11 protein-coding genes and 1 pseudogene are annotated in these 12,576 nt (G+C 57.3%); 4 read left to right on the top strand and 8 right to left on the bottom strand.

What is annotated here, in order from left to right:
• Window positions 1-15 precede the first annotated feature (15 nt).
• From B9P82_RS26145 to B9P82_RS26140, 3 genes and pseudogenes are all read left to right on the top strand, one after another.
• Entirely contained in the window at window positions 16-1,572 is a 1,557-nt protein-coding gene (locus B9P82_RS26145; protein WP_101701269.1) for an IS66 family transposase, read from the top strand.
• Between the two features lie 39 nt (window positions 1,573-1,611).
• A pseudogene (locus B9P82_RS29550) lies at window positions 1,612-1,671 on the top strand (EAST1 family heat-stable enterotoxin); the annotation flags it as partial.
• Window positions 1,665-2,105, top strand: coding sequence for a transposase (locus B9P82_RS26140; RefSeq protein ID WP_371412093.1), 441 nt, complete (start codon window positions 1,665-1,667; stop codon window positions 2,103-2,105). The pseudogene B9P82_RS29550 and the gene B9P82_RS26140, both read left to right, overlap by 7 nt.
• A 236-nt stretch (window positions 2,106-2,341) precedes the next feature.
• Here the strand turns inward: B9P82_RS26140 and B9P82_RS26135 are convergent, their stop codons facing one another.
• The 8 genes from B9P82_RS26135 to B9P82_RS26100 all read right to left on the bottom strand — a co-directional run bounded on the left by B9P82_RS26135 (window position 2,342) and on the right by B9P82_RS26100 (window position 12,068).
• Window positions 2,342-3,838, bottom strand: a complete 1,497-nt coding sequence (locus tag B9P82_RS26135) for a carbohydrate porin (protein WP_101701268.1) — start codon at window positions 3,836-3,838, stop codon at window positions 2,342-2,344.
• A gap of 101 nt (window positions 3,839-3,939) precedes the next feature.
• Window positions 3,940-4,866, bottom strand: a complete 927-nt coding sequence (locus tag B9P82_RS26130; protein ID WP_101701267.1) for an aminoimidazole riboside kinase — start codon at window positions 4,864-4,866, stop codon at window positions 3,940-3,942.
• A 29-nt stretch (window positions 4,867-4,895) separates the two neighbouring features.
• The gene (locus B9P82_RS26125; protein WP_101701266.1) at window positions 4,896-5,495 is read right to left on the bottom strand and encodes a DUF2913 family protein; all 600 of its coding nucleotides are present in this window, start codon (window positions 5,493-5,495) and stop codon (window positions 4,896-4,898) included.
• A gap of 5 nt (window positions 5,496-5,500) precedes the next feature.
• Window positions 5,501-6,016, bottom strand: a complete 516-nt coding sequence (gene crr / locus B9P82_RS26120) for a PTS glucose transporter subunit IIA (RefSeq protein WP_101701265.1) — start codon at window positions 6,014-6,016, stop codon at window positions 5,501-5,503.
• Between the two features lie 63 nt (window positions 6,017-6,079).
• Complete coding sequence (locus tag B9P82_RS26115; RefSeq protein WP_101701264.1) at window positions 6,080-7,510, bottom strand: glycoside hydrolase family 32 protein; 1,431 nt, start codon at window positions 7,508-7,510, stop codon at window positions 6,080-6,082.
• Window positions 7,507-8,784 (bottom strand): MFS transporter, encoded by a 1,278-nt coding sequence (locus tag B9P82_RS26110; protein WP_101701263.1) that lies wholly within the window; start codon window positions 8,782-8,784, stop codon window positions 7,507-7,509. The genes B9P82_RS26115 and B9P82_RS26110 overlap by 4 nt, the downstream gene beginning before the upstream one ends.
• Window positions 8,785-8,838: 54 nt before the next feature.
• Window positions 8,839-10,965, bottom strand: coding sequence for an alpha-galactosidase (locus B9P82_RS26105; protein ID WP_101701262.1), 2,127 nt, complete (start codon window positions 10,963-10,965; stop codon window positions 8,839-8,841).
• Between the two features lie 92 nt (window positions 10,966-11,057).
• The gene (locus B9P82_RS26100) at window positions 11,058-12,068 is read right to left on the bottom strand and encodes a substrate-binding domain-containing protein (RefSeq protein WP_101701261.1); all 1,011 of its coding nucleotides are present in this window, start codon (window positions 12,066-12,068) and stop codon (window positions 11,058-11,060) included.
• Window positions 12,069-12,374: 306 nt separating this feature from the next.
• Between B9P82_RS26100 and B9P82_RS26095 the strand changes: the two genes are divergently transcribed.
• Window positions 12,375-12,576: transposase (locus tag B9P82_RS26095; protein WP_210404999.1), on the top strand; the 202-nt coding region annotated here is incomplete at its 3' end.

The following is a 12,576-nucleotide window of genomic DNA, read 5'->3' as shown; positions in this document are numbered from 1 at the left end:
TGATAAAACAGGGATATGAATACCACGCTTCCCGACGATATCGAACAACTGAAAGCTCTCGTCCTCGCACAGCAGGCCGTCATCGTGCGCCTGTCCGGCGAGATAACCGGCTATGGTCGTGAGATAGCAGCGCTCACGGCGCAGATAGCCAAACTTCAGCGGATGTTGTTCGGGCGAAGCAGCGAGAAAAACCGCGAGAAAATCGAAAGGAAAATCGCGCAGGCAGAAAAACGGATCACCGAGCTCCAGGACAAACTGGGTGCCGTACAATCGCAACTGACCACCATGGCAGGCGGTGCGGGCGATAAGACCTCAGACTCCCCGGCCCGCAAGGCGCTTCCGGCCACACTTCCCCGCGACAGAAAGGTCATCCCGCCACAGGAAACAGAATGCCCCGTCTGCTGCGGGAAGCTGAAATCACTGGGTGAAAGCGTCTCAGAACAACTCGATATCATCAACACCGCGTTCAGGGTTATCGAAACGGTTCGTCCGAAGCTGGCCTGCAGCCGGTGCGACAGCATCGTGCAGGCACCGCTGCCGCCGAAACCGATCGAGCGCAGCTACGCCAGCCCGGGCCTGTTGGCCCGCATCATCATGGCGAAGTTCGCCGAACATCTGCCGCTGTACCGCCAGGCGGAGATCTATGCCCGACAGGGCGTGGAGCTGAGCCGCAATACGATGGGGCGCTGGGTCGATACCATGGGAGAGTTGTTGCGTCCGCTGTATGACGAGCTGAACCACTATGTGCTGATGCCGGGTAAAGTGCACGCAGACGACACGCCGGTGAATGTGCTGGAGCCGGGAAGCGGCAAAACCCGCACCGGGCGTCTGTGGGTCTACGTTCGTGATGATCGTAACGGCGGGTCAGTGATGCCGGCGGCGGTGTGGTTCTCTTACTCGCCGGATCGCAAGGGCATCCACCCGCAGCGACATCTGGCGGAGTACCGTGGCGTGCTGCAGGCGGATGCGTATGCGGGTTACAACGCGCTCTACGAAGACGGGCGGGTAACCGAAGCGGCCTGTATGGCGCATGCCCGGCGCAAAATCCACGATGTTCACGTCCGTCACCCGACGGTTATCACCACGGAGGCGCTAAACCGCATCGGTCAGTTATATGCCATAGAGTCGGAGATCCGCGGCAGCCCGGCAGAGAAGCGGTTGGCGGTCAGGAAAAGCAGAACAGTGCCGCTGATGCAGTCGTTGTATGACTGGATCCAGTTGCAGGTGGCGGCACTGTCACGACACTCAGATACGGCGAAGGCGTTCGCCTATATGCTGAAGCAATGGGATGCGCTGAATGAATACTGCCGCAATGGCTGGGTGGAGATAGACAATAATCTGTGCGAAAACGCGCTGCGGGTGGTGGCGCTGGGTCGCCGTAACTATATGTTCTTCGGTTCAGACAGTGGCGGTGACAGTGCGGCAGTGATGTACAGCCTGATAGGTAGCTGCAAACTGAACGGCATCGAACCGGAAGCCTGGTTGCGGCACGTGATAGCCGTAATCAACACCTGGCCTGCCAACCGCGTGAAAGAGCTGTTGCCCTGGAACGTCACCCTGCCTGTAAACTAAATCTTACTCTACGTCCTGCACGGGGCGCTTACTTCCCGGATGCCATCAACACAGTATATCCGAAGGCCCGCATCCAGTTATGCATCGTGCATATGGTGCGCAACAGCCTGCGCTTCGTGTCATGGAAGGACTACAAGGCCGTCACTCGCGACCTGAAAGCGATTTATCAAGCTCCCACGGAAGAGGCAGGTCAGCAGGCACTGGAAGCGTTCGCTGCGGCCTGGGACAGTCGCTATCCTCAGATAAGCCGAAGCTGGCAGGCTAACTGGCCGAATCTTGCCACGTTCTTCGCTTATCCAACGGACATCCGCAAAGTGATCTATACGACGAATGCCATCGAGTCGCTAAACAGCGTGATCCGCCATGCGATCAAAAAGCGTAAAGTGTTCCCGACAGACGACTCGGTGAATAAAGTGGTGTGGCTGGCAATCCAGTCTGCGTCCCAGAAATGGACGATGCCGTTGAAGGACTGGCGAATGGCAATGAGCCGCTTTATTATCGAGTTCGGTGACCGCCTGGACGGTCACTTCTGAGAAAAGGCATTTACACAGAATCCTAAACAGGCTCCCGTCACGATACCCGGTATCAATCAATGAAGTCCATTTAATTGATGACGTCGAAGTTATGGCATGTGTGACGATGCTGAGAAAGTGCCCTTTTTCAGGTGTTTTTTTAATCTTTTTGGGGTTTAAATTCCTATTGATGAACAACGCTTTCATTTACGGGACAATGACCGGCAACGCTCCCGGTACACCGGGAGCGTTAGTGTTCAGAACCAGGTTTCCATCTGAACGCCAAAATTCCATTCCCCGCCTGCATTAAACCCGCTACCGCCGAAAGCATCATCACTGGCGTAGTTATCCAGTCTGCTGCTCCAGTCCATCCAGGTGGCGAACAGACGCAGTTCCGGACGGCTGAAGAAGTCCCCCAGACCTCCTGCCTTGAGGGTGGGCGCAAACGTCAGCTTGTAAAAACTGCCGTTAACAGCATTGCGGTCCTTATACCCTTCAGGTTTCAGATCCATATACTGGTAAGTGCCCTCAAACGCCAGCGCAAAATTCTGCGTCACCTCCTTAATCAAGCGGGTGTTCAGGGTCACCCATTCATAACTGTCTCCACGGGCATAGCGATCCTTACTGCCCTGCGCCATGACTGACGGGGCGATATGCCAGCCGTTTCCGAGCGGGGTGGTACCATATGCAGCAAGACGCCAGGTATCCGCATCACTGCGCAGTGCACCGTCAGAGCCAATCCCCTTCACCTCCGCCCCCAGGCCGTGCCCGTACAGAAGTGCTGTTTTCGCCGTCCCCTCACGTAATCCCCAGAAACTGTCATTGTGAAGTCCGGCCAGCACATGCACACCGTGGCTGGCGGCACTGGCATGGATAAGGTCGCCATTATTGTCCCTGCGGTCATCATTATCCTTTGCCCGCAGACCGCTGACCATAAGCTGGAACGGCCCGGCATAGTGGTTCATGGTAAGGATATAGTTCTGGACGTTGTTATCGATATCCTCCATCTCCCCGAAATTGCGTCCGTACAGGGAGAAGTTACTGCGCAGGGTGTCGTTCCATTTCACGTCATAGATACCGCCCCCGGTTCCGCCGAGGAAAACCACGTCCGAGTCCAGCCAGTGGATATCAAAGTTGTCACGATCGAAACGTTTACCCGCCCAGACCGTACTGTGCTTCAGCGGACCGGTGAAGTCCGGCAGATTTCCCAGTTCAGCCACCACCTGGCGGACGTTAAGGTCACTGGAGTCCGCCGACCAGTCGTTATAGGTTTTCTGACCATCCGCCAGCATCACCTTAAACCGGGTGGTGGCCCCGCTTTCGAGCGTCTTTTTGTGCTCAAACACGGTTTCCACATAAGTGTCCCCCTCATTCCCGAGGCGCCCGACCGGGCCGCCGGTCTCTCCGGCAGGCGTCAGATACGGACCACTTTTGCTGCCGGATGCGGCATCGTTCATCAGCAGACCCGAGCGGGCATAGCCGTGAAACTCAAAACCACTGTTGTCCGCTTTCTTTTCCGGTGGTACGGATACGGTCTGTGGCACAACCGGTTGTGTCGCCGGGGTGGCGGCCAGTTGCTGCACCTGCTGCTCTGTAGCGGTTGCCCGTGATTCAGCCTTCTGAGCACGGGTTTCAGCATCCTGAAGCCGTTTTTCCAGGGCCGCCAGCCGGGCTTCAATACTGTCGGTATTCCCCGCCGCAAAGACCGGGGAACAGGCCAGCAGAATGGCACACGAGAGAATGTGTTTTTTCATTTTTATATCCTTGTAAAAAAACAGAGGTATTGTTGACAGCTAAATCGATTTAGCCACCCGCAACAAAAATAACGTGCACAACGGTTACGGGCAGGAAACGGTCAGGGGTGTTTCAGTAAATCCTGGCGACGGGGTAACGCTGTCATGGCACCTTTTGCTGTCGTGGCGAGCGCTCCACAGCGCTGGGCCTGTGCAATGACGGATGTGAGTGCCTGCTCACCGGAGGGCATCCCCTCTGCCGCCAGCGCTGCCAGCAGACCTGCCACGAAGGCGTCACCGGCACCGGTCGTGTCCACACTCACCACCGGTGTTGCCGGGAAGTACAGGTTTTTTCCCTGCCAGCGAGCCATCACGCCATCCTTTCCCAGGGTGACCAGCAGCAGTGCCAGGGGATAACGTGATGCCAGAACATCGGTTCCCTTCCGGACATCCTGTTCACCGCTGATAAAGAACAGTTCCTCTTCCGATACCTTTGCCACATCCGCCAGCATGAGCGCCCGGTGCAGACACTCACGCAGTTGCGACGCGCTCTGCCACAGGTCAGTCCGGATGTTGGGGTCAAAGCTGACCCTGCCGCCAGCCTGCCGGATGTTCTCCATGGCCTGAAACGTGGCGCTGCGGCAGGGCTCTGCACTCAGGGCAATGGAGCAGGTATGCAGCCATTCACCGGCACGGAAGGGCGGTAAATCATCAGGGGTAAGGAAAAGGTCTGCCGAAGGGCGCACCATAAAGGTGAAGGTTCGTTCACCACCCGGCACCAGCGACACCACCACTGTGGAAGTCCGGTGCAGAGGGTCGGTATGCATATACGCCGTGTCCACGCCCTCATCAGCCAGGGTTTTGCGCATAAAACGCCCGAAAGGGTCATCCCCCACACACCCGACAAACCCGCTCAGCCCCCCCAGTCGGGCCACGCCCACGGCAACATTGGCAGGCGCACCACCAGGGCACTGCAACAGCGTGCCCGGCTTCTCCGGTAATAAATCCACCACGGCATCACCGAGAACCCATACTTTTACTGTACTCATTCGTACTCCATGATTTTTATCAGTCATATTCAGCGGAAGACAGACAGCTCAAACATCGCCATATCCGTGGTTCCGGCTGGAACCGGATACCAGCCCGCATCCCGGAGCAGGGCCGCGAGGGCAGGCACATCGCCGGTCAGCCGGGCGGTCAGGGGATGCAGCAGCCTCCCCTGATGATCAAATGCCGCCTCAAGACGTGAGCGGGAAAGATAAATGCTGCCGGCATCCCCGTCCGGAACCACGGCATTACGCCCCTCCCATTCCCGGTCGCTCAGTATCCGCCAGCACCAGCCCTGCTCCCTGATGGTTTCCAGGGCGAATGTCAGGCGGAACAGGTCAGTCTGTACCGACACATCACCGGAGCAGGCCTGCCACAGATACTCCAGCCTGCTGCGGATATCTTTCGCCCCGCTTTCGCTCAGCAGGGCTCTGATATGTGGTGCGACTTCACGGGGAAAACGGTGCTGTTTCAGTGCCGTGTTCAGCCAGCGGTTCAGAAACAGGTTTTCCTGGATTTTTGACGCAATCCGGCCATCCCGGCGGGCCAGATGCAGGGCTACCAGCCCGCACCAGGCCAGATGTGCGGCCTTTCCTGATACCGGCTGCCCGCTGGCGATATCCTCACTCATGGTGCTTACTGGCTGCTGATATCAAAAACCGGCGTTTCTCCGGCGATGACCGGGCCGGAGAACAGGGTTATCTCCCGGACACGGTCAGAATCCGCCACAATCACCGGTGTCAGCGTGGACTGTGCTTTCTGCTGAAGTAACGCAAGGTCAAACCCGATGACGGGGTCACCGGTGCTGATCCGCTGGCCTTCCTGAGCAATACGCCGGAAACCCTCTCCCCTGAGGTCAACCGTGTTAATGCCGAAGTGCACGAACAGTTCAGTACCACTGTCGGTGCGGATGGAAAACGCGTGGTTTGTCTCCAGTATTTTACCGATAGTGCCGCTGACAGGAGCCACCAGGGTATCGCCGCCGGAAGGGCGGATGGCAATACCATCCCCCACAATTTTCCCGGCAAACACCGCATCCGGTACCGTGTCCAGAGGGACAATTTCACCGGACAGCGGTGCCATCACGCGGGTGACTTCCGCCGGTTTCTCATCTTCACTTATCAGTTGTTTAATCCTGCCCAGTAATCCCATTGTGCTTTCCTTCATTACGGGTGAACCGAAAGTACTGCCGTCACCGACGGCAGTGGAATTGTTTCAGGCCAGCGTCCACAGTGAGCCGTCCGTCAGCACAGCCTCGCCGTGAGCCGCATACAGCGACAACCGGCGGGTTCCGGGCTGCGGGTAAATACGGCTGGACAGGGTGGCATCGCCATCGTTAACGAACACTTCCACCGATGAACGGTCCAGGAAAACCCGGAGCGTCAGATATTCTGCGTCAGGCAGCGCGATACTGCGGTAACCGTCCAGCCCCTCATCCGGGTAGTGACGCCACAGCACCAGCCGTCCTGCCTGGTTATCCACATACAGCCGGAGCCCGTCTCCCAGGCGGATGCCGTAATGCTCTGCCTGACTGTCGAGGGTATGCCACGTCAGCCCCAGTTCCACGGCCTGTGCGTTCTCAGCCAGCAACTGCGTGCCACTGAGCCTGACAGGGTGTAACGGCTGGCACGTCCCGCGCAGGGATTCGGCTTCGCGAACCGGACGCTGACACAGACGACCATGGCGTTCAAAAAGTTCCCTCGGCAGGGTCAGACATCCGGCCCAGGCCTCACGCTTTGTGGGCATCGGGGAGTCCCACATATTCATCCAGGCCATGATGATGCGCCGTCCGTCCTCCGCGACCAGGGACTGCGGGGCATAAAAATCATGACCGTGATCCAGTTCTTCAAATGCCCCGCTCTGGGCAAAGGCGGACCCCGGCTGCCAGTGGCCCGGTAACACTCCGCTCTGAAAGCGGTTGCGGAACCGGTATCCGCCGGACATCATCCCCTGCGGGGAGAACATCAGCCAGTGATGGTCGCCACAGTGGAAAAAGTCCGGGCATTCCCACATATAGCTTTCTCCGGCTGCCGACTGCGCAAGAACCCGTTCCGGGCGCCAGTCCCGCAGGGATGTGCCGCGATACAGCAGCACCTGACCGGTGTCAGAGGCATCCCGCGCGCCGATAACCATCCACCAGTATCCCCCTTCCCGCCAGACCTTCGGGTCACGGAAATGCATGATGCCTTCCGGTGGCGTCAGCACGCAGCCCTGTTTCTCAAAGTGAATGCCGTCACGGCTGGTTGCCAGACACTGGACTTCGCGGATGATGCTGTCATCCCCCCGATCCTCCAGACAGAGATGACCGGTGTAGATAAGCGACAGCACGCCGTTGTCGTCCACTGCGCTGCCGGAAAAACAGCCATCCCGGTCATGTTCATCACCGGGTGCCAGCGCAACCGGCTCATGCTGCCAGTGCAGCATGTCCGGACTGGTGGCGTGTCCCCAGTGCATCGGGCCCTGATGTTCACTTGCCGGATGGTGCTGAAAGAATGCGTGATAGCGACCGCTGAAATAAATAAGCCCGTTCGGATCATTCATCCATCCGGCAGGCGGAGCCAGATGAAAAACCGGGTACCAGGTATCACCACGACGGGCGCGGAGTGTGTCAAGTGCAGCCTGTGCAGAGGCAAGACGCTTTTTCATAAGCGAACCTCCGTCTGTGCTGTAGCGGTTTCTGCTGACGGGGCAGCCGGTTTACGAGTACTGCTCAGGGTGAAAGCCGATATCACTGTGACCGCAAGGACAATACCGCCCAGTACCAGATAGGTGTTCTGGAACCCCATGCGGTCATACAGGTGACCTGCAAAGGTTGAGAGGAATATCGCCGCCAGCTGTTTGGAGAACTGAAAGCCAATCAGATAAATGGTGGCCGACAGCCGGGTATCAAACACGCCGGTGATATATTTGAACGCACCAACCAGCAGGAACGGGACTTCAAGGGCATGCAGCATTTTCAGGATCACCACTTCAGTTGCCGTGGTGGCAAAGGCCGACCCTGTGATGCGGATGGTCATAATCAGACCCGCGACAAGCAGTGTGTTTTTGGCACCAATGCGGTTGATTATCCAGGGGGAGCAGAACATTATGATGGCATTGCAAATCTCGCCAGCCGTGGTGGCAAAACCAAATGCCCGGATCCCCGCCTGTGGCGTGTCAAAAAATGCACGGAAGAACGTGGCAAACTGTTGGTCAAACACGTCATAGACGCAGGCCACCCCAATCATGTAAAGCACGAACATCCACATCTGACGCATACGAAACAGACTGAACACCATTCCGGCGGAAATCACGGGCGAGTTGGCACCCAGCGCATTCATGACCATCGCTGTCTGACTGGTTCCGGGACGCGCCAGCGCCACCAGAAGGACCAGCAGCAATGCGCAGCCGGACCCCATCCAGAACACCAGGGACGGATCCACGTTGAAAAGCAGCCCTGCCGTGGTGGCACACAGCGCCCAGCCCAGACAGCCGAACATCCGGGCCTTACCGTATTCAAATCCGCTGCTGCGGCTGACACGTTCAATATAGGCTTCGATGGCACCGGCTCCCGCAGAAAAAACGAAGCCGATAAAAACCCCGCCGCTCAGCGCTCCGGCCCAGATGTTGAACCGCAGCAACGGCGCAAAAACGTACAGAAAGAACGGTGCAAACAGGACCAGCAGCAGGCTGATGATCCACATCAGGTGTTTTTTCAGGCCAAGACGGTCTGAGATGACCCCCAGCAGCGGCTGGAAGCTGATGGCAAACAGGGACAGGCATGAAAAAACAATCCCGGTATCCGTTTTACTCAGCCCCACAATGTCTGACAGCCAGACGGGCAGAAACGGGAAACAGGTTGCCATAATGAAAAAGTAGAGAAAAAAGAACAGACCGAAGATCCAGAAATCGGGGTTTTTATGAGTACTGACAGTATTCATTATTGTTATCCTCACGGGACTGAGTGCAGGGAGCCGTGACCGGCTCCGGTCCTTTTATGCCACACGTTCAAGGGCAATCAGCATGGCGCTTTCCGGATCCAGCACGGGAAGCTGAATACCGGCCTGCGCCAGCCATTCCCCGCTGATGTCGGAGGTCTGGTTCATCCAGCCGGGCAGCCTGCGCATGGTATGCCCGCCTTCACCGACCAGCTGAATATCCGGATGGTCAACAACACGAAGCCGGTAACGGGCCTGTGGTGCCAGCCCCGGAAAACGCAGGGCACCCGGCAGGGTGTGATCCGGCATGGCAAGCTGGCTCACCAGGAAGAGCGCCTGCGACTGATCCGGGCTGACCACCCCCTGCACCTGTGTCGCCGCATCCGGCATATCCACCCGCCACAGGGTGCCCGTGTGGATAAGCTGCCGCCATTCTTTGTAGAGCGAGGCATAGCGGCGGTAACCGGCGGATTCCTCTTCTCCGGCCGTTACCGGATCCAGCTCCAGTCCCATATGACCGAACAGGGCCGTCAGACCGCGAAAGGCAATGCTGTGCTGCCGGAAGGTGGCATGACAGCGGTGATGACCGATGTGTGCCCCCATAACCTCCGGCGGGAAAAAGTAACTCATGCCACGCTGTATGGTGCAGCGCTCCAGGGCGTCATTGTTGTCAGAAGCCCAGAAGCGGTGCGTGCGGGTCAGAACCTCAAAGTCGATACGTCCACCGCCGGAAGCGCAGGACTCAAACTCAACACGGGGAAAACGTTCGCGCAGGAGATCCAGCAGCCGGTAAAACTGACGGGTCTGCGCGTCCGCCGCCGCCCGACCTTCATACCCGGCCTGGACCAGCTCGCGGTTCATGTCCCATTTCACATAGTCAACAGGGTGTTCGCCCAGCAGCCATAAACAGCGTTCATAAATGTAAGCAAAGGCCTCAGGAATGTTCAGGTTGAGAACGTACTGATGTCTCCCGGTTGGTTGTGTGTACCCCGGCATTGACAGTACCCAGTCAGGATGGCGGCGAAAGAGGTCAGAGTCCGGGTTAATCATTTCCGGCTCCACCCAGATACCGAACTCCATGCCGAGTGATTTCACATGGTTAATCACCGGCATCAGTCCGTCCGGATACTTCTGTTCATCCAGATACCAGTCGCCCAGAGCCGCATGGTCATCATTGCGCCCCTTAAACCAGCCGTCGTCGATAATGAAACGTTCAACGCCAAGCGCTGCCGCACGTCCGGCCATCTGCATGATGTAGTCCGGGTCGTGGTCAAAATAAATACCTTCCCAGGTATTGAGGTGCACCGGACGGGGTTTCTGCTCAGGAAAACGGATGATTTCATCGCGCAGAAAACGGTGGTACTGCTGGCTCATACCATTGAGCCCCTCCGGGGAATGGCTGGCGTACAGCCACGGCGTGTACAGGGTCTCATCCTGCTTCAGGGCTTTTTCTCCGGGCATCCACAGCGCTTCTGCCTGGAGGTAACGCCGTCCGTCAGTTTTGACCTCACATTTCATGCGATGGTTGCCACTCCAGCCCAGATGTACGGCCCACACCTCGCCCTGCTGTTCTGAGAAACCGGGGGAACCGGCAATCAGCGCCGGAAAATGCTCATGGGACGTCCGGCCCCGGCGGTTCTCCAGCACAAAACCGTCATGTGTGAGACGAACCCTGTGCGGCTGAAACTCACGAGTCCAGCGTCCGTGGAAGGCCATGACTTCCTCTGCCCTTTCAGCCACAGGGAGCGTGATGGCGAAGCGGTTCACCTGCCAGTCCCCTTCACGGAGGTTGGTCAGGGCATGACGCATCTTCAGCACACCGGACGATGTCAGCACCAGTTCACTGACCATGCGCAGACCCGCCACTGCATCCTCACTGGTCAGGGTGAGTGATTCTCCGGCCTGTACCACGCTGATGGTACGGAACACAGGGGACGCATCCAGCCCGTTGCGGTGTCCCTCCAGCCCCGGTGAGCCAAAAAGTCCCGCACCGTTTTCGGCCATCAGCGTCAGTGGGGTGTCGGTATCCAGACGACCATTCGCAACCGGCCTTTCCAGGCTGATACAGTCATCCGGTGAAAAGTGTTTCAGGGCGGATCCCCACCAGACAATCTCTGCATACGGGTGGGTTTTAATAATCAGGTCTGAGCGGGGACTGGTCAGCCTGCGGTACATCGGTTCCATAAGACATCTCCGTTTTCGGGTATGCCTTACTGTTGATCCGAATCGTTTCGGATAGCAACCGAAACGATTCGGATTTGTGAGCGGGTTAAAAATCAGGCGGAGGGAGCAAACGTTGTCTTGCCAGGATGAAATTCCGGCTGCCAGAGTACCTGTAGCATTTCAGGTGAAACATTCGTGACCAGCTGGCGTATCATGTCGGCAACCTGACGACCGACGCGATGTCGTGTTGACTGAAGAACTGCAGCCACATCCCGTTCAATAATACTGTCCTGCGGCAGACCATCATAAACCACAAGAGAGACGGCATCCTCTCCGGACAGATGACCGGACAACTGCAGCGACATGGCCGCGCCATCACCGATCAGGTCACTGTCGGTAATAATGGCCGTCGGGGGAAGCGGAAGTGACATTAACTCAGTCACGGCCTGGTAACCTGCGCGTCGGGTGGGAGAGACCCGGCGCAGCCAGGTTTCAGGCAGACCATGTTCACTCAGGGCATCGCGCCATCCCTGACGTCGTGCAGTGACGTAGGCACGGGAGTTGTCCTCACTCAGCAGGGCAATTCGCTGATGGCCCAGGGCAATCAGGTGCTGTGTGGCCTGCCAGGTTCCCGCATGGTTATCAAAGTCAAACCAGGCACAGGGAAGACCGGACGGCACCTGACCGAGTGCCAGAAACGGAATACCGGCCTCCTGCAGGTGTGTAAGACGCGGGTCATTATCCAGCGTGTGCGCCACGATAAGGGCATCAACCCGGCGGCTTTCGACCAGACGCATATAGCTGTGGCTGTCAGCCCGTTCATCATCGGCTATCAGCAGTAAGTCAATATCATGGCGGGCCAGTTCCCGGCTGATACAACTGACCATATCCATAAACACACTGCTGCTGAACGGTACAGCATGTTCAGGGAAGACCAGGCCGACCGCATCGGTTTTACCGGTTTTGAGACGTCTTGCCAGGGTATTCGGGCGATAACCACGACGCCGTGCTTCCGCTTCCACACGTGCACGGGTCGAAGCGGAAACGTCCGAAAATCCGCCAAGCGCCCGGCTGACTGTGGTGACAGAGATCCCGAGTTCGGCGGCGATAGCCTTGAGTGACATATTTTCTCCTGCGGATAACAGAACGGCCCTGTCCCTGATGCGGGTCATCCTGGCAACAAACCTGACAGAGACGCCTGCATAAGTGGTCGCGCTGTACCAGTATGTGCATCCATCATCCTGATTTGGGTATTAACTTTCAATGCCGGAGGACGATTTGATTACCGGTTGTTAGCAGGAGTGCGAATATTAGACCGACGGTGGAGATCTAAGACTCAGTGAGCATAGCGATACACTATATTACTGTAATTAAGCCAGTAAACTTCCTGTTCACTGGGGCTTTGTTGAATAAATCGAACTTTTGCTGAGTTGAAGGATCAGATCACGTATCTTCCCGACAACACAGACCGTTCCGTGGCAAAGCAAAAGTTCAAAATCACCAACTGGCCCACCTACAATAAAGCCCTCATCAACCGTGGCTCCATAACTTTCTGGCTGGATGATGAAGCTATTCAGGCCTGGTATGAGTCAGCAACACCTTCTTCACGAGGCAGACCTCAGCGCTATTCTG

The sequence above is a fragment of the Citrobacter sp. L55 genome (assembly GCF_002850715.1).
In the GTDB taxonomy this organism is placed as follows: Bacteria; Pseudomonadota; Gammaproteobacteria; order Enterobacterales; family Enterobacteriaceae; genus Citrobacter; species Citrobacter braakii.
The sequence above is the reverse complement of the archived record's forward strand: the minus strand, read 5'-3'. Positions and strand labels throughout refer to the sequence as shown.